The following is a 16909-nucleotide window of genomic DNA, read 5'->3' as shown; positions in this document are numbered from 1 at the left end:
CGCATACGGGAAAACCTCCGGACGAGCACCGGGCCATTACTCGTCCGGAGGTGACCGGGGAGGTGGCGGGATTACAGGCCCACGTCGCGGCTGCGGATGTCGTCGAGGGACTCGCGGCGGACGAGGAGCCGGGCGCGGCCGACGTGCACCGCGACCACGGGTGGACGGCCGACCAGGTTGTAGCCGGAGGCCATGGACAGGTGGTAGGCGCCCGCGACCGGGACTGCGAGCAGATCTCCGGGGCGCAGGTCGGCGGGGAGGTCGATGTCGGCGGCCACGATGTCCCCCGCCTCGCAGTGCCTGCCGACGACGGTCACCCGGGCCAGGTCGGCGCTGCCCTCCCTGCCGACCAGGCGCGGTGCGTACCGCACGCCGTACAGCGCGGGCCGGGGGTTGTCGCTCATGCCGCCGTCCACCGCGACGAAGGTGTGGTCGCCGGTGTGCTTCACCGTGAGCACGCGGTACAGGGCGATGCCGGCGGGGCCCACGACGGCCCGACCAGGTTCGATCATCAGGCGGGGCACGGAAAGACCGGCCGCCGCGCACGCCTGTGTCAGCTCCGCATGGACCCTGCACGCCAGCGCGGTCAGGTCCAGACGCCTCTCACCGGGACGGTAGGCGATTCCGTGGCCGCCGCCGAGGTCGAGTTCGGGCAGGACGAGGCCGTGCTGCTCGTGCAGCCGGGCCATGAGGCCGACCATGCGCCGTACAGCGGTCAGATACGGCTTCACGCTGGTGATCTGCGAGCCCAGATGGCAGTGCAGGCCGGTCAGTTCGAGCTGCGGCTGATCGAGGATCCGGGCGATGGCGTGCTGGGCGTAGCCGTCGGAGACGGACACACCGAACTTCTGGTCCTCGGTGCCGGTGCGGATCTTCTGGTGGCCGCCCGCGCCGATACCGGGCACCACGCGGACCATCACCTTCTGGTGGCCCTCCGGCCCTACCGCGGCGGCGAGCCGGGCGATCTCCGACGGGCTGTCGATGACGATGCGGCCCACGCCGAGGCGCAGTGCCAGCTCCAGATCGTGCGGCGTCTTGGCGTTGCCGTGCAGGACCATGCGCTCGGGCGGGAAGCCGCTGGTGACGGCGAGTTCCAGCTCTCCTGCGGAACACACGTCGAGGCCGAGGCCCTCCTCGTCCACCCAGTGGATCATGGCCCGGCACAGAAACGCCTTGGCCGCGTACAGCACTTCGGCGTCGGGAAAGGCATGCCGGTAGGTGCGGCAGCGTTCGCGCACCTCGGCCTCGTCGAGGACGTAGACCGGGGTGCCGAAGTGTTCCGCCACTTCGGCGAGGGGCACCCCGCCGACGGTCAGGTCACCGGGCCGGGGCTCGGTGGCAGAGGCCGGCCACACCGACAGGGCGTCGGCGCTCGCGGTGGTGGTGACGTGCGGCTCGTGAACCGTGGTCATGGTGTGCTCCTCGCTCAGCCGAGCCACAGCGACAGCGCCGACACGAGGGCGGCGGCGCCGGTCACCCGCAGCGCGCCGACGGCCCGCGGATCCCAGGTGTCCGGGCGCGAACCGCGCGCGGCAGGCCGATCCGGACTGTGGACCGCCTCGCCACCGGGGATCGGCGCCGGGGCGCTGAACTGCGGGTCCACGGTCACGGTGGTGACCCCGAGCGGTGCGGTCAGCGCCCGCAGGGCGGGCTCGGAGAGCCTGATCCACGGCTGGTCCGCGCCGAGCGTGGCCAACAGCGCGCGCTCGGAGGTGAAGCCGACAGCCGTACGGTCGCCGAGGGGGGTGCGGAACAGCCGGGTCACGCACCCCCTCGGGCCCGGCCGGACAGGAACGTGCAGCAGTCCGGCCGGGAAACGATCGGCGGGCTCAGGGTCTTCGTCGTACTGGATGTCCGTCACGGAATGCCTCCTGGAGGATCCGAGGTGGTTGAACGGAATGAGCTGGGTCGGCCCCGGACGCGGGGAGGCCGACCGGGGCTCACCCACGACGCTACGCCCGGCCGCCCCCTCCCCCGGACGCCTCCTGACGGGATGCTGACGGAGTTCGGGGAATCGCTGACGGAACGCTGACGCCCCGGGTGGGCGCCCCGGGTACGGCCATCAGAAGCATGCCAAGGAATGGTCCGCGGGCTGTCGCGGAGCCCCGTCCTGGAGTGGGATGGCCACGGTCGCATGGTGAATCGCCCGCGGAGACCGTCCGTGGGCCGTGAGGAACGGTGACGTGATGTCGGAGTCCGACGCGCCCTGGCCCGCTCGTGTGGTGGTAGGGGTGAGCGGCTCGCTGGGGAGTCACACCGCGCTGTGCCGGGCCGCCCGCGAGGCCCGGCGCCGGAACGCCGAACTGTGGCCGGTCCTCGCCTGGGAACCGCCCGGCGGGGAGCTCGGGGCGCGCCGGACGGCGGCCGCTTCCCCCTGCACCGTCGACTGGCAGCGCCTCGCCCGGGAGCGGCTGCTCGCCGCACTCGACGACGTGTTCGACGCCGCTGGTCCCGGAGTGGCTCTCCACCCCCTCGTCGCCCGTGGCGCCCCTGGCCGGGCGCTGGTGGAGATCGCCGACCGCGAGGACGACGTCCTGGTCGTCGGCGCCGGACGGCGTGGCCGCCTGCGCCGAGCGCTGAGCCGCTCGGTCAGCCGCTACTGTCTCGCGCACGCGACCTGTTCCGTCCTCGCGGTGCCGCCGTCGCCGCTGGCGGCCCAGCTGGCGTCCGTCCATCGCCGCAACGCCTGGCGGTGGCGCCTGGACACACGGCGGCTGGAGGGCCCGGCCGAAGCCCTGCCGCCCGACGCCTGAGGCCTCTCTTGCCCACCAGGTGGGCCAGGCAGTCGGCGTGCGGGATCTGCTCCAGGCCGCGCAGCATGTTCTCGTTTCCGTTGAACAGTTTGGTGATACGCCGTAGGGAGCCGACGATTCCGGAACGTGTCCGGGCCGTCGGCTCCCTCCGCCGTTCGACTGAGCGCGTCAGCTCTTCGCCACGAGGCCCTTGAGGGCGATGTTCAGCTCGAGCACGTTCACCCGGGGCTCGCCGATGAAGCCGAGGGTGCGGCCCTCGGTGTGCTCATCGACCAGCTTCCGCACCTGGGAGACGGACAGGCCGTTCCTCTCGGCGACGCGGTGGACCTGGAGGTCGGCGTAGTCCCGGGAGATGTCCGGGTCCAGGCCCGAGCCGGATGAGGTCACCGCCTCGGCGGGCACATCGGACGGCTCGACCCTGTGGCCGGGCACCGAGTTGTCCTTGACGACTGCGGCCTTGGCGTCCTTCACCCACTGGATGAGCTCCTCGTTGTCCGCGGAGCGGTTGGTGGCGCCGGAGAGGATGAGCTTGTACTGGGTGTTGACGCTGTTGCTGCCGAGGCCGTTCTGCGGGCGGCCCTGGAACCACTTGAGGTCGGGCTCCGGCGTTTCCTGGCCCTTCTTCAGCGGCAGGTTGTAGGACTGCCCGATCAGCGACGAGCCGACGACCTTCCCGTCCGCCGTGATCTCGGAGCCGTTCGCCTTGTCGCTGAACAGCCCCTGGGCGATGCCGGTGATGACCAGCGGATAGATGACGCCCGTCACCAGGGTCAGCATGAGGAGGGCGCGCAGGCCCGCGCCCAGCAGCCGGGCGGTGTTCTTCAGGGAGTTGTTCATGTCCTTCAGCCGATCCCGGGGATGAGCGAGATGAGCAGGTCGATGAGTTTGATGCCGATGAAGGGCGCGACGAGCCCGCCGAGGCCGTAGATGGTGAGGTTGCGGCGGAGCATCTTGTCGGCGCTGACCGGGCGGTACTGGACTCCGCGCAGAGCCAGCGGCACCAGCGCGATGATGATCAGCGCGTTGAAGATGACCGCGGACAGGATCGCGGAGTCAGGCGAGGACAGGCCCATGATGTTGAGCTTGTCCAGCCCCGGATAGACCGCCGCGAACAGGGCCGGGATGATCGCGAAGTACTTGGCGACGTCGTTGGCTATGGAGAACGTCGTCAGGGCGCCCCGGGTGATCAGGAGTTGCTTGCCGATCTCGACGATCTCGATGAGCTTGGTCGGGTTGGAGTCGAGGTCGACCATGTTGCCGGCCTCTTTGGCCGCCGAGGTGCCGGTGTTCATCGCCACGCCGACGTCCGCCTGCGCCAGCGCGGGCGCGTCGTTCGTACCGTCACCGGTCATCGCGACCAGCTTGCCGCCCGCCTGCTCGCGCTTGATGAGGGCCATCTTGTCCTCGGGGGTGGCCTCGGCGAGGAAGTCGTCGACGCCTGCCTCCTCGGCGATCGCCTTGGCCGTCAGCGGGTTGTCACCGGTGATCATGACGGTCTTGATGCCCATGCGGCGCAGTTCCTCGAACCGCTCGCGCATGCCCTCCTTGACGACGTCCTTGAGGTGGATGACACCGAGGATCCGGGCGCCCTGATCGTCTCGGACCGCGACCAGCAGGGGCGTACCGCCCGCCTCCGAGATCCGGTTGGCGATCTCGTCCGCGTCCTTCGCGACCGTGCCGCCCTGCTTCTGGACCCAGGCGACGACCGAACCGGCGGCGCCCTTGCGGACCTTCCTGCCGTCGACGTCGACGCCCGACATACGGGTCTGGGCGGTGAAGGCGACCCACTCGGCATCGGTCAGCTCGCCCTGGTGCCGCTCGCGCAGCCCGTACTTCTCCTTCGCGAGGACGACGATGGAACGGCCCTCGGGTGTCTCGTCGGCCAGCGACGACAGCTGCGCGGCGTCCGCGACCTCGGCCTCCGTGGTGCCGCGCACCGGCACGAACTCCGCTGCCTGGCGGTTGCCGAGGGTGATGGTGCCGGTCTTGTCGAGCAGCAGGGTGGACACATCACCGGCGGCCTCGACGGCCCGGCCGGACATGGCGAGCACATTGCGCTGGACCAGCCGGTCCATGCCGGCGATGCCGATCGCGGACAGCAGCGCGCCGATCGTGGTGGGAATGAGGCAGACCAGCAGGGCCACCAGCACGACCATGGTCAGGTCCTTGCCCGCGTAGTCGGCGAACGGCGGCAACGTGGCGCACGCGAGAAGGAACACGATCGTCAGGGACGCGAGCAGGATGTTCAGCGCGATCTCGTTGGGCGTCTTCTGCCGGGCCGCGCCCTCGACGAGATTGATCATCCGGTCGATGAAGGTCTCGCCCGGCTTCGTCGTGATCTTGATGACGATGCGGTCGGAGAGCACCTTCGTTCCGCCGGTGACGGCGCTGCGATCGCCGCCCGACTCTCGGATGACGGGCGCCGACTCGCCGGTGATGGCCGACTCGTCCACCGAGGCGACGCCCTCGGCGACGTCGCCGTCGCCGGGGATGATGTCGCCCGCCTCGCACACGACCAGGTCGCCTATTCTCAGCTCGGTGCCCGGCACCCGCTCTTCCGTGGCACCGCTGAGCCGGCGTGCGACCGTGTCGGTCTTCGCCTTGCGCAGGGTGTCGGCCTGCGCCTTGCCGCGCCCCTCGGCGACCGCCTCCGCGAGGTTCGCGAAGACCACGGTCAGCCACAGCCAGGCGCTGATCGCCCAGCCGAACCAGTCGGTCGGGTCCTGACACGAGAACACCGTCGTCAGGACCGAGCCGACCAGCACCACGAACATCACGGGCGACTTGACCATCACCCGCGGGTCGAGCTTGCGGAAGGCGTCCGGCAGCGACCTGACGAGCTGCCCGGGGTCGAACAGGCCCGCGCCGACACGGCCCTCGGCGGGCCTGTGCCCGGTGGGTACATCGCTGTGCGGCGCCCGGGTCGGAGTGGCTGTGGACATCGGGTCCTCGTGCTTCTTGGTATCGGTGGTCATGCCGCCATCCCCTCGGCGAGCGGGCCCAGCGCGAGCGCCGGGAAGTACGTCAGCCCGGTGATGATCAGGATCGCGCCCACCAACAGGCCGGTGAACAGCGGCTTCTCGGTCCGCAGGGTGCCCGCGGTGGCCGGAACGGGCTTCTGCTCCGCGAGCGAGCCCGCCAGCGCCAACACGAACACCATCGGTATGAACCGGCCGAGCAGCATCGCCAGGCCGATCGTGGTGTTGAACCACTGCGTGTCCGCGTTCAGGCCGGCGAAGGCGGAACCGTTGTTGTTGGCCCCGGATGTGTAGGCGTAGAGGATCTCGGAGAACCCGTGCGCCCCGCTGTTCGTCATGGAGTTGCCCGGGGTCGGCAGGGCCATCGCCGCGGCCGTGAAGACGAGCACCAGGGTGGGGGTCACCAGGATGTACAGGGCGGCCAGCTTGATCTCGCGGGTGCCGATCTTCTTGCCCAGGTACTCGGGCGTGCGGCCGACCATCAGTCCCGCGATGAACACCGCGATGATCGCCATGATCAGCATGCCGTAGAGGCCGGAGCCCACACCGCCGGGCGCGATCTCGCCCAGCATCATGCCGAGCATGGTGATGCCGCCGCCCAGGCCGGTGAACGAGGAGTGGAAGGAGTCCACCGCGCCGGTCGAGGTGAGCGTGGTCGCCACCGCGAAGATCGACGAGCCGCCGACACCGAAGCGGACCTCCTTGCCCTCCATCGCCCCGCCCGCGATCTCGAGCGCCGGGCCGCGGTGGGCGAACTCCGTCCACATCATCAGCGCCGTGAAGCCGATCCAGATGGTGACCATCGTCGCGAGGATCGCGTACCCCTGCTTCACCGAGCCGACCAGGACGCCGAACGTCCGGGTCAGCGAGAACGGGATCACCAGGATCAGGAAGATCTCGAAGAGGTTGGTGAACGGGGTGGGGTTCTCGAACGGGTGGGCGCTGTTGGCGTTGAAGATGCCGCCGCCGTTGGTGCCCACCTCCTTGATGGCCTCCGTCGAGGCGACCGCGCCCCCGTTCCACTGCTGTGAGCCGCCCATGAACTGGCCGACCTCGTGGATGCCGGAGAAGTTCTGGATCGCGCCGCACGCCACCAGGACGACAGCCGCGATCGCGGCGACCGGCACCAGGATGCGGACCGTGCCGCGCACCAGGTCGGCCCAGAAGTTGCCCAGCTCACCGGTGCGCGAACGGGCGAAGCCGCGCACCAGCGCCACGGCCACCGCCATGCCCACCGCGGCCGAGACGAAGTTCTGCACGGCCAGACCGGCGGTCTGTACGACATGGCCCATGGCCTGCTCGCCGTAGTACGACTGCCAGTTGGTGTTGGTCACGAACGACGCGGCCGTGTTGAACGCCTGGTCCGGGTCGATCGAGGCGAAGCCGAGCGAGCCGGGCAGCACACCCTGAAGCCGCTGGAGCAGATACAGAAACAGCACACCGGCCGCGGAGAACGCCAGCACACCGCGCAGATACGCGTGCCAGCGCATCTCGGTGTCGGGGTTGGCACCGATCCCCTTGTAGATCCACTTCTCGACCCGCAGGTGCTTGTCGGAGGAGTAGACCCGGGCCATGTAGTTGCCGAGGGGGATGTGGACGAGCGCCAGCGCCGCTACGAGCGCGATCAGCTGGAGCACGCCGGCGAGAACGGGACTCATGACGGGGCTCAGAACCTCTCCGGGAAGATCAGGGCGAGGACGAGATAGCCCAGCAGGGCGACGGCCACGACGAGGCCGACCACATTTTCGGCGGTCACAGCTTCGTCACCCCCTTGGCGACGAGAGCCACGAGCGCGAACACCGCGATCGTGGTGACGACGAAGGCCACGTCGGCCATCGCGAGCTCCTAGTGAGATTCGAACGAGAATGACAAGCACGGACGAATCGAGGAAAGCGCCTTTGTGGCTGGTTTCGGCCGTCGTTGACGGCGCTCTTACGGCCGCCCGCGCAGCCTTGACGCGTCCCTTACGGCCGCCGCTTCGGGCCCCGACCGCCGCTTTGACGCATCCCTGACGCGCGTGTGGCGCACACCACCGGGATGGGGGCGGCCAGGCGGCCACGGAGCTACCGGGAGTACGCCGCCCGCTCCGCGAACGGCAGGGAGAGCACCATCGTCAGGCCGCCGCCGGGGGTGTCTTCGGGGACGAGCGTGCCGTCCATCGCCTCGGTCAGGCCCTTGGACAGAGCCAGCCCCAGGCCGAGTCCGGTGGTGTTGTCGGTGTCGCCCAGCCGCTGGAACGGTTCGAAGATCCGGTCCCGGCCGGTCCGCGGCAGGCCGGGACCGCGGTCGACGACACGCAGCTCGACCCGGCCCGCGTGGGCGCCGGCGGTCAGGACGACCTTGCCGCCGGGCGGGGTGTGGCGGGCGGCGTTTTCGACCAGGTTGGCGATCACGCGCTCCAGCAGGGGCGGGTCGGCCAGGACGGCGGGGATCTCTTCCAGCTCCCCCACCTCGACGTCCGGGGTGTCGGCCAGCACCGCCGGGAGAACCTCTTCGAGCATGGTGCCGCGCAGTTCGAGGGTGAGAACGCCGGCCTGGAGACGGCTGAGGTCCAGCAGGTTCTCCACGAGCCGGCTGAGCTTGGCGAGGGACTCGTCGGCAGTGGCGAGCAGCTCCTGGCGGTCCTCGTCCGAGAACTCCACATCCCGGCCGCGCAGCGAGGTCACGGCAGCCCGGCCCGCGGCGAGCGGCGTGCGCAGATCGTGCCCGACGGCCCGCAGCAGTGCCGTACGCATCCGGTCGGCGGCCTTGATCGGCTCTATCTCGGCCGCGGCCTCGGCGAGCCGGGCCCGCTCGACGGCGGAGCCGACATGCGCGGCGAACGCGGCCAGCACGCGCCGTTCGGAGGACGGGAGGGGACGGCCGCGCAGCACGAGGAAGGCTCCGGGGCCCGCGGGCACGGCTGTCACGCCCTCCCCGTCGGGCGGCTGCTCCTGGACGAGGTCCGCCGACTCCATGCCGAAGGTCTCCCGCGTACGCTCCAGCAGCGCCGGAATGGTCGCCCCGCCCCGCACGATCGTCCCGGCCAGGGACGACATGGTCTCCGCCGCCGCGGTGGCGCGGGCCGAGCGTCGCGAGAGCCGCAGGGAGCGGTCGACCACGCCCGCGACGGTGGCGGCGACGATCGCGAACACGGCGAGCGCCGGCATGGCGTCGGGGTTGTCAAGGGTGAAGGCACCGATCGGCGGGATGAACCAGTAGTTCAGCAGCAGGGACGCCGTCACCGACGCGATCACCGCCGAGGCCACCCCGCCGATGCACGCCACGCCCACCACCGTGAGCAGGAACAGCAGCGTCTCACTGGTGAGGTTGAACGTGTCGCGCACCTGGTCGAGGAAGACGGTGAGCAGCACGGGCAGGACCAGGCCGGCCAGCGGACCCGCGACCCGACGGGGCCCGCCGAGCGTCCTGCGCCGGGACGGCAGCAGCATGCCGCGTCCGGCCCGCTCATGAGCGACCGTGTGGACGTCGATGTCCCCGGACAGCCCGACCACCGTCTCGCCGGTGCCACGCCCGCCGAGGAACCGCTCGATCCGTCCGCGCCGACTCGTGCCCAGCACCAGCTGGGTGGCGTGTTCGGCCCGGGCGAACTCGACCAGGGCGGTGGCCACATCGTCCCCGACCACCGAGTGATAGCTGCCGCCGAGCTCCTCCACCAGCCGGCGCTGCCGGGCGAGCGAGGCGTGCGAGGCACCGGCGGCGAGCCCGTCGCTGCGGGTGATGTGCACGGCGAGCAGATCGCCGCCCGCGGACCGGTCGGCGATCCGGGCCGCCCGCCGGATCAGGGTGTCCCCCTCGGGCCCGCCGGTGAGCCCGACGACCACCCGCTCCCGGGTCTCCCGCACCCTGCCTGTGGCGTCCTCGGCGCGGTACGTCCGAAGCGCCTCGTCGACCCGGTCGGCCACCCACAGCAGGGCGAGTTGCCGCAGGGCGGTCAAGTTTCCGGGCCGGAAGCGGTTGGCCATGGCGGCGTCGATCTCCTCGGGGGCGTAGATGTTGCCGTGCGCCATGCGACGGCGCAGCCCCTCGGGCTCCATGTCCACCAGCTCGATCTGCCGGGCCCGCCGGACGACCTCATCGGGGACGGTCTCGCCCTGCGGCGCCCTGGTGATCCTCTCGACGACATCGTTGAGGGACGCCAGATGCTGGATGTCGACCGCGGTGATGACGTCGATGCCCGCGGCGAGCAGTTCCTCGACGTCCTGCCAGCGCTTGGCGTTGCGACCGCCGGGCACGTTGCTGTGCGCGAACTCGTCCACGATCGCGACCTGGGGGCGGCGCGCGAGCACCGCGGCGAGGTCCATCTCCGCAAAGTCCCGGCCACGGTGGACGCGCGGCACGACCTCCAGGCCGTCGAGCATCGCCTCCGTACGGGGCCGCCCGTGGCACTCCACGAACCCGACCACCACGTCGGCGCCGCGCGACGCCCGGCTGCGGCCCTCCTCGAGCATGCGGCAGGTCTTGCCCACGCCGGGGGCCGCCCCGAGATAGACCTTGAGCCGTCCAGCCCGTACGTCACTCATCAGCCCTCAGCAAAGCGTCGGTTCGCGCCCCGGCCGTGGATCTTGACGCTTCTCTTGCGCTGCGCGCGGAGAGATTGACACCGCCTTGACGAGGCCCGGTCGGCCATGTCCGGCGGATCTCTCTACTCCAGCCCGGAGGCCCTGAACACGTCCCGGGCCGTTCCCCCGTCGATGCGCTCGCCCAGTTGCCACAGGGTGCTCACGCCGTACCGCAGGGTGCCGCGCTCGCGCGAGCGGCGGGCCCCGGCGTCCAGCCGGTGCCACAGCAGCGAATTGGCGACCAGGATCTCGGGGTCGAGGGCCACCGAGCCGCCGTACGCGTCCCGCAGGACGAGGCGGGTGGCGATGGCGCCGTCCCGCCGCACCGAAACCAGGGCGTCGGTGCACACCCTGCGCTCGCGTACGAGGCCACGCACCGCGAGCCACCCGTCGCCCGCGCTCACCCGTGGCGGCCGCAGCGCGATGAGCACCAGCACCCCCAGCACGGCCCACAGATCGGCGCGCGCCACGGTGAGCCCGCCCGAGCCCCAGTCGAGCAGGAGCGTCAGCCCGGCGAACCCCAGTGCGCAGAATCCCGCGCACCGGGCGTCCGGCCGCCAGTGGCAGTCACCGGTCGTGCCGTCGGGCCTGGCTCCCCTCTCCATGCGGTTCACGTGAGGCACGGTGCGCGGCAGTGCGCCCGGCCGGGCACCGAGACTGACGCCGCCCTGACGCCGTGGCGCCCATCCTTGACACCGCTCTGACGCCCGACCCGCACGATGTGTTCGGGGGCGTCAGAGCGCCGTCAATGTTGGCCGCCGCGAGCGTTATCAAGTCGTCAGAGTTGCCGAACGGCGTCGGCGAGCGCCGTCGGCGCTGCGTAGCGTGTTCCGCCATGACCATGAGATCGAGGGGGGACGGCGCATATGTCGTTCGATGACGAATGGCAGCGGGCCAAGGCCCTGGTGGCCGGGCGGGACGACTTGGGGCGGGTGGGTCACGCCGCGTACCGATTGCACGGCGGGCTGCGCGCCGCCGGTCGGCACGCGAAGGTCAACAGCGAGGCCGCGGGGGCCGAACTCGCCAAGGACCACTTCGCGACCGGCTCCGCGCTCACCAGGCTCGCGGACACCTGGCAGACGCAGGTGGACACGCTGCTGGAGGCGTGTGCCCATATCTCCAACCACCTGGACCACTCCGCCACGCGCTACCGCGAAGAGGACGCCAAGATCGAGACCGGGATGCACGACGCGCGCAGGCGGCTGATGACCCCGTCCCGGATCGCCGAGTACTACCGCTAGAGCGACGAGAGGCACGAGGGACACGGGGATGACCGAGCTGACGTTCGAGCACGTCCTGCACGCGCGTCTGAGCAGGCTCAATGACGCGGTCGAGGACTGGTCGGCCATGATCACCAAGCTGGAGGAGCTGGCCGACGAGGCCCGGAGCGGGCTGAAGGCCCGGTCGGACACGGCCCGCTGGGAGGGCGCGAACGCCGCAGTGACCAGGCCGTTCGTCGACAAGACCGCCCAAGAGTTCGAGGACGCGCTCACCCAGGCCACCAGCATCCGCAACGTCCTGCGCGACGCGCTGGCCGCCTTCACCGCCGCCAAGGAGGCGCTGCGGCAGATCGCGGACCACCCTCCCACCGGGGTGACGATCTGGCCCGACGGTGTCGTCGTACGCTCCCTGCACCCCGACCGGCGTGGCACGGGCAACACCGACCCCGGCCCGTCCGCCGAGACCGTGGACGCCGTACGGGACCGGATCAAGCACGCCGTCGACCAGGCAGCCGAGGCCGACGAGACGGTGGCACGAGCGCTCGACGACATCCTGGCCGGGCACCCGTACGACTTCGGCAGCGACCACTACACCTCCCTCGAGGACTACCGGCGGCAGGACCGCGAGCAGGCGGCCAGGGACGCCGACGCCGCCCTCGCACTGGCCGCCCAGGGCGCCTCGCTGACCGACGCGCGGTTGGCCCGGCTCGACTCGCTGCTCGCGGCCAACAGGGACGACCCCGTCTTCGCCGAGCGCTTCGCCACCGGTCTGGGCGCCCGGTCCACGCTCGACTTCTACGCGGCCCTCACCGACCCGCGCCGGTCCCCGCGTCCCGGCGGCGCACGTGTGAAGGAGCTCGGCGAGATACAGAAACACCTCGGGCTGGTGCTGGCCCAGGCGTCGCACAGCGACAGCCCGCGGATGCGCGCGTGGAAGAGGGAGGTCATCGATCTCGGCCCGCGGGTGCTCGACCTGCCCGACCACCAGAGCGCGTACGGCTTCCAGGTCATGAGCAACCTGATGCGCGACGGCGTGTACGACAAGCGCTTCCTCAGCGACTACGGCAACGCCCTGGTCGGAACGGACCGGGCCATGAAGGTGCCGCGCAACTTCTGGAACGGGCCGCTCGTCCAGAACAACCATCTCAACTTCGGCGCCGGCACCGACTTCGGCCGCGACCCCATGACCGGCTTCCTCAAAGCGCTCGGCCACCACCCCGCGGCCGCCACGGAGTTCTTCGCCACCACCGCGCCGCGGGACAACGCCCAGTACCTCCTCCGGGACCGCCCCGCCTTCCCCGACGGCCCGCCCGGCGACCCCGTCGCGAGCCGGGACGCCACCGGCGCGGCGCTCTTCGCCGCGGTCACGGGCCTGGACCCGGACGACAGGAACGCGCCCTTCGTGGAACACACCACCGACCACCGAAGGGTCCTGGAGCGCTCACTCGGCTATCTCGCGCAGACGGGAGACGGCTTCCCACCGGAGATGCGGGACGACATGGCGAAGGTCCTCGCCAACCACGGCGGCGAGGTGCATCGCGCCGCCGGCGCCCTCGACCCCGGATCCAGCCCGCTGGACCGCGCACAGCTGCTGGAGGTGGCCAAGCAGATCTCGCGGGACCAGGACGCGTACGGCGTTCTCAACGAGGGCCTCAACCGCGAGATGGTCCGCGACATCCACGCGGACGGCACCGGCGGCACGGGCGATCCGCGGGAGACGCTGCTGCGGGCCGGGCACACGGTCGGCTTCCTGGAGGAGGCCCGCTGTCTGGCGCTGGAGACCGGCAAAGAAGACCCCTCGTGGAAGGCGAAATGGGGCTACCACCTCGTCGGCGGAGCGGCCAACTTCATCCCCGGCGTCGGCGACATCGCCCAGCGCGGCGTCGACGCGGTCGCGTACGCCTGGCAGCAGGAGGAGCAGCGGCGGATCCACGAGAAGCTGAGCGCCGACAACAGCGAGACCTTCACGGTGCGGGAGGGGCTGCTGGCGGCGCTGGCCGACGAGTGGGCCAAGGCCAACCCGGGCCACCCGGACGCGGACGCCCCCTACATCCTGAGGAACGACATCGGCGGCGCGGCGTACGACGGCAACGGCCGGGCGAAGGGCCTGGCGGGTGTCCGGTGACGCCGCCGACCGCGTTCCGAGCCCCGGACCGCCCTCGGCGGCCGGCGCGCGCCTACACCTCGATGCGCGAGCCCATGATGACCGTGCGGTCGCGGGGAAGGCCGAAGTACTCGGCGGCGTCGGCCGTGATGTAGGAGGTGGCGATGAACAGCCGCTTGCGCCAGGGCGCCATCGTTGTGGCCGTCCCGCGCCGGAGCTCGATCTTCGACAGGAAGTAGGACGCCTCGTCGAGCCGCAACCGCCCCTCGGTCCGGGCCGGATCGAGCATCGCCAGCGTGCCGGGCGCGTCCGGCGTCTCCATGTAGCCGAACCGGGCGGCGACATAGACGATCCCGTCGTCGGCGTAGCCGAGGTCGTCGATGACGGTCCGCTCGTCGGCGGGGACGCGGGGCACGGGCTCGGTCTCGATGGACAGGATCACGACGTGGTCGTGGCGCACGTGGTTGTGCTGAACGTTGGCCCGCAGGGCCAGTGGCGCGGTCTGCCTGCCCCGGTTGAGGAAGACCGCCGTGCCGGGGACCCGGAGCAGCGTCGCTCTCCCGCCGCGGAGCTGTTCGATGAACTCGCTCAGCGAGCCCTCGAGCCGTACCCGCTCCGCGGTGACGAGCTCACGGCCGCGCTGCCAGGTCGTCATGATGGTGAACACCGTGAGGCCGATCAGCAGCGGCAGCCATGCGCCGTGGACGAGCTTGGTCAGGTTGGCCGCCACGAACAGCAGGTCCACGAGGAGCAGCGCGGTCGCGCCGATGGTGAGCAGCCAGACGGGCGTGCCCCACTTGGCGCGGGCGACGTGGAAGAACAGCAGGGTGGTGATGGTGATGGTGCCGGTGACCGCCATGCCGAACGCGAAGGCCAGCGCCGTGGAACTGCGGAAGGCGAAGATCAGGGTGAGGACCGAGACCATCAGCAGCCAGTTGACCCAGGGGACATAGACCTGGCCCATGGTGGACTCGGAGGTGTACGCGATCCGCAGCCTCGGCAGATAGCCGAGCTGGGCGGCCTGTGAGGCCACCGAGTACGCGCCGGTGATCACCGCCTGGGAGGCGATCACCGTCGCCGCCGTGGCCAGCAGGACCATAGGCAGCCGTCCCCAGTCGGGTGTGAGCAGGAAGAACGGGCTGCTGATGTTGCGCGGATCGGCGAGGATCAGGGCGCCCTGGCCGAGGTAGCTCAGCACGCACGCCGGGAAGACGAGGACCAGCCAGGCGCGGGTGATCGACCGGCGGCCGAAGTGGCCCATGTCGGCGTAGAGCGCCTCGGCGCCGGTGACCGCGAGCACGACCGCGGCCAGGGCGAAGAAGGCGGTGCCGAAATGGCCGTACAGAAAGCCCAGGGCGTACGTCGGCGACAGCGCCCTGAGGATCTCCGGGTGGTCGGCGATGCCGAGGACACCGCATGCGCCGATGGCCAGGAACCAGGCGATCATCACCGGCCCGAACACCCGGCCCACCGCCGCGGTTCCCCTGCGCTGCACCACGAACAGGACCACGATGATCGCCGCTGTGATCGGCACGACCGCGCTTTCCAGCGACGACTCGACGACCTTGAGCCCCTCGACCGCGGACAGCACCGAGATCGCCGGGGTGATCATGCTGTCGCCGAAGAACAGCGACGCGCCGAGGATGCCCAGCGCGGCCAGTGCGGCGGTGGCGCGCCGGCCCTGCTGTGAGTTCCACCGTCGCAGCAGCGTGATCAGCGCCATGATGCCGCCCTCGCCGTCGTTGTCGGCGCGCATCGCCAGCAGCACATAGGTGACCATCACGATGATCACCACCGACCAGAACACGAGCGACACCACCCCGTACACGTTCTCCGTGGTGACCGGGACGGGGTGTGGGTCGCTCGGGTTGAACACGGTCTGGAGGGTGTAGATCGGGCTGGTTCCGATGTCGCCGAAGACCACCCCGAGCGCGCCGACCACCAGCCCGAGACGCGCCGTGTCGTACGCGCTCGGCCGACGAGCCTCCGGCGGCAGCGCCGCGGAACCGCGATCGACCATCGTGTTCCTCCTCCGCGTGGGCTGCCGCGCCGCGGGCCTGGTGCCTTGGAGCGGACGATACCGATCCCACCGCGCGACGGGTCGGATGCCGTGCTGTGCGTCGCGCGCGGCTCAGCCGGAGGTTCGCGATCAAACTAAGGTAAGGTTTACCTAATCAAAGGGGGCGCTGAGTGGGGGATCCCATGTTCCGCAGGGCGATGAAACCACTCCGGATTCAACGGAGTTGCCCGTCGGAGACCACGCGGTGAGGCGAGGCGAGAGAGCCCGTCCCCTGCTGCTCATGACGCTGCTGGTCGTGGCGCTGGGGATGATCTGTCTGCTGTCCCTGACCCTCGGCGCGGCCAGTGTCCCGCCGGACCAGGTGGTGCGGGCGCTGTTCGGCGACCCGCCGAGCCGGCTGGTGGACAACGTCGTCTGGTCGGCCCGGGTGCCGCGTACCGCGCTCGGCCTCACGGCGGGCGCCGCGCTCGGCCTGTCCGGCGCCGTCATGCAGGCCCTGACCCGCAATCCGCTCGCGGACCCCGGGGTGCTGGGGGTCAGCGCGGGCGCGTCGTTCGCCATCGTGCTGGCGGCGGGGGTCTTCGGGCTCGGCTCGTTCCACGGGTACATCTGGTTCGCCTTCGCCGGCGCGCTCGCCGCGAGCGTCCTGGTCTATCTCCTCGGCGGGCTCGGGCGCTCCGGCCCGTCACCGGTCAAGCTGGCCCTCGCCGGCATCTCGGTGACCTCGCTGCTCTCGTCGCTCACCAGCGCCGTCGTGCTGACCGACCCCGACGCGCTGGACCGCTTCCGCTTCTGGTCGGCCGGTTCGATGGCGGACCAGGACGGTGCCACGGTGCTGCGTATGCTGCCCTTCCTTCTCGCGGGCGCCGCCCTGGCCCTCGCCTGCGCACCGGCCCTCAACAGCCTGGCCCTCGGCGACGACGTGGCGACCTCGCTGGGGCGGCGGCTGGGCCTGGTCCGGCTCCAGGGGGTCGCCGCGATCACCCTGCTGACCGGCGCGGCGGTCGCGGCCATCGGGCCGGTCGTCTTCATCGGCCTGGTGGTCCCTCACCTCGCCCGCGTCCTCGCCCAGTCGGCGGGGCTCGGCCCGGACCACCGCTGGCTGCTGCCGCTGTCCGCCGTGCTCGCTGCCGGTCTGCTGCTCGCCGCGGACATCGTCGGCCGGATGATCGCCCGGCCCACCGAGGTGCAGGCCGGGGTCATCGTCGCCTTCATCGGCGGGCCGTTCTTCATCGCCCTGGTCCGCCGGCGCAGGCTGGCGGAGGTGTGACG

13 protein-coding genes are annotated in these 16909 nt (G+C 71.0%); 4 read left to right on the top strand and 9 right to left on the bottom strand.

The window, feature by feature from the left end; genetic code table 11:
- Window positions 1-71 precede the first annotated feature (71 nt).
- Together lysA and ACH4S9_RS31525 are read right to left on the bottom strand one after the other, a co-directional pair.
- Window positions 72-1412 (bottom strand): diaminopimelate decarboxylase, encoded by a 1341-nt coding sequence (gene lysA / locus ACH4S9_RS31530; RefSeq protein WP_311723924.1) that lies wholly within the window; start codon window positions 1410-1412, stop codon window positions 72-74.
- A gap of 14 nt (window positions 1413-1426) precedes the next feature.
- Entirely contained in the window at window positions 1427-1861 is a 435-nt protein-coding gene (locus ACH4S9_RS31525) for an SAV_915 family protein (protein ID WP_311723923.1), read from the bottom strand.
- Between the two features lie 325 nt (window positions 1862-2186).
- Between ACH4S9_RS31525 and ACH4S9_RS31520 the strand changes: the two genes are divergently transcribed.
- Window positions 2187-2753: a universal stress protein gene (locus ACH4S9_RS31520; RefSeq protein ID WP_398374935.1), complete on the top strand. Its 567-nt coding sequence runs from the start codon at window positions 2187-2189 to the stop codon at window positions 2751-2753.
- A 168-nt stretch (window positions 2754-2921) separates the two neighbouring features.
- Here the strand turns inward: ACH4S9_RS31520 and ACH4S9_RS31515 are convergent, their stop codons facing one another.
- The 6 genes from ACH4S9_RS31515 to ACH4S9_RS31490 form a co-directional block, all read right to left on the bottom strand.
- Window positions 2922-3590 (bottom strand): potassium-transporting ATPase subunit C, encoded by a 669-nt coding sequence (locus ACH4S9_RS31515; protein ID WP_311723921.1) that lies wholly within the window; start codon window positions 3588-3590, stop codon window positions 2922-2924.
- Window positions 3591-3595: 5 nt separating this feature from the next.
- The gene (kdpB, locus tag ACH4S9_RS31510; protein ID WP_311723920.1) at window positions 3596-5728 is read right to left on the bottom strand and encodes a potassium-transporting ATPase subunit KdpB; all 2133 of its coding nucleotides are present in this window, start codon (window positions 5726-5728) and stop codon (window positions 3596-3598) included.
- The gene (kdpA, locus tag ACH4S9_RS31505; protein ID WP_311723919.1) at window positions 5725-7389 is read right to left on the bottom strand and encodes a potassium-transporting ATPase subunit KdpA; all 1665 of its coding nucleotides are present in this window, start codon (window positions 7387-7389) and stop codon (window positions 5725-5727) included. The genes kdpB and kdpA overlap by 4 nt, the downstream gene beginning before the upstream one ends.
- An 8-nt stretch (window positions 7390-7397) precedes the next feature.
- Window positions 7398-7487 (bottom strand): K(+)-transporting ATPase subunit F, encoded by a 90-nt coding sequence (gene kdpF / locus ACH4S9_RS31500; RefSeq protein ID WP_009326374.1) that lies wholly within the window; start codon window positions 7485-7487, stop codon window positions 7398-7400.
- A gap of 307 nt (window positions 7488-7794) precedes the next feature.
- Window positions 7795-10254 carry an ATP-binding protein gene (locus ACH4S9_RS31495; protein WP_398374932.1) on the bottom strand — a complete coding sequence of 820 codons (2460 nt, stop codon included), beginning with the start codon at window positions 10252-10254 and terminating at the stop codon, window positions 7795-7797.
- Window positions 10255-10376: 122 nt separating this feature from the next.
- Window positions 10377-10898 (bottom strand): hypothetical protein, encoded by a 522-nt coding sequence (locus tag ACH4S9_RS31490; RefSeq protein WP_398375210.1) that lies wholly within the window; start codon window positions 10896-10898, stop codon window positions 10377-10379.
- A 261-nt stretch (window positions 10899-11159) separates the two neighbouring features.
- Between ACH4S9_RS31490 and ACH4S9_RS31485 the strand changes: the two genes are divergently transcribed.
- Complete coding sequence (locus ACH4S9_RS31485; RefSeq protein ID WP_311723917.1) at window positions 11160-11534, top strand: hypothetical protein; 375 nt, start codon at window positions 11160-11162, stop codon at window positions 11532-11534.
- A 28-nt stretch (window positions 11535-11562) separates the two neighbouring features.
- Window positions 11563-13638 carry a hypothetical protein gene (locus ACH4S9_RS31480; protein ID WP_398374930.1) on the top strand — a complete coding sequence of 692 codons (2076 nt, stop codon included), beginning with the start codon at window positions 11563-11565 and terminating at the stop codon, window positions 13636-13638.
- Window positions 13639-13690: 52 nt separating this feature from the next.
- Here the strand turns inward: ACH4S9_RS31480 and ACH4S9_RS31475 are convergent, their stop codons facing one another.
- On the bottom strand, window positions 13691-15637 hold the full coding sequence (locus ACH4S9_RS31475; protein ID WP_311723913.1) for a KUP/HAK/KT family potassium transporter: 1947 nt from the start codon (window positions 15635-15637) through the stop codon (window positions 13691-13693).
- Between the two features lie 280 nt (window positions 15638-15917).
- On the opposite strand from ACH4S9_RS31475, the gene ACH4S9_RS31470 reads away from it, so the two are divergent.
- Window positions 15918-16907, top strand: coding sequence for an iron chelate uptake ABC transporter family permease subunit (locus tag ACH4S9_RS31470; RefSeq protein WP_311723912.1), 990 nt, complete (start codon window positions 15918-15920; stop codon window positions 16905-16907).
- Window positions 16908-16909 lie beyond the last annotated feature (2 nt).

The sequence above is a fragment of the Streptomyces sp. NPDC021225 genome (assembly GCF_044332865.1).
Taxonomy (GTDB): domain Bacteria; phylum Actinomycetota; class Actinomycetes; order Streptomycetales; family Streptomycetaceae; genus Streptomyces.
Note: the sequence above shows the minus strand (reverse complement) of the source record. Positions and strands in the feature narration are given on the sequence as shown.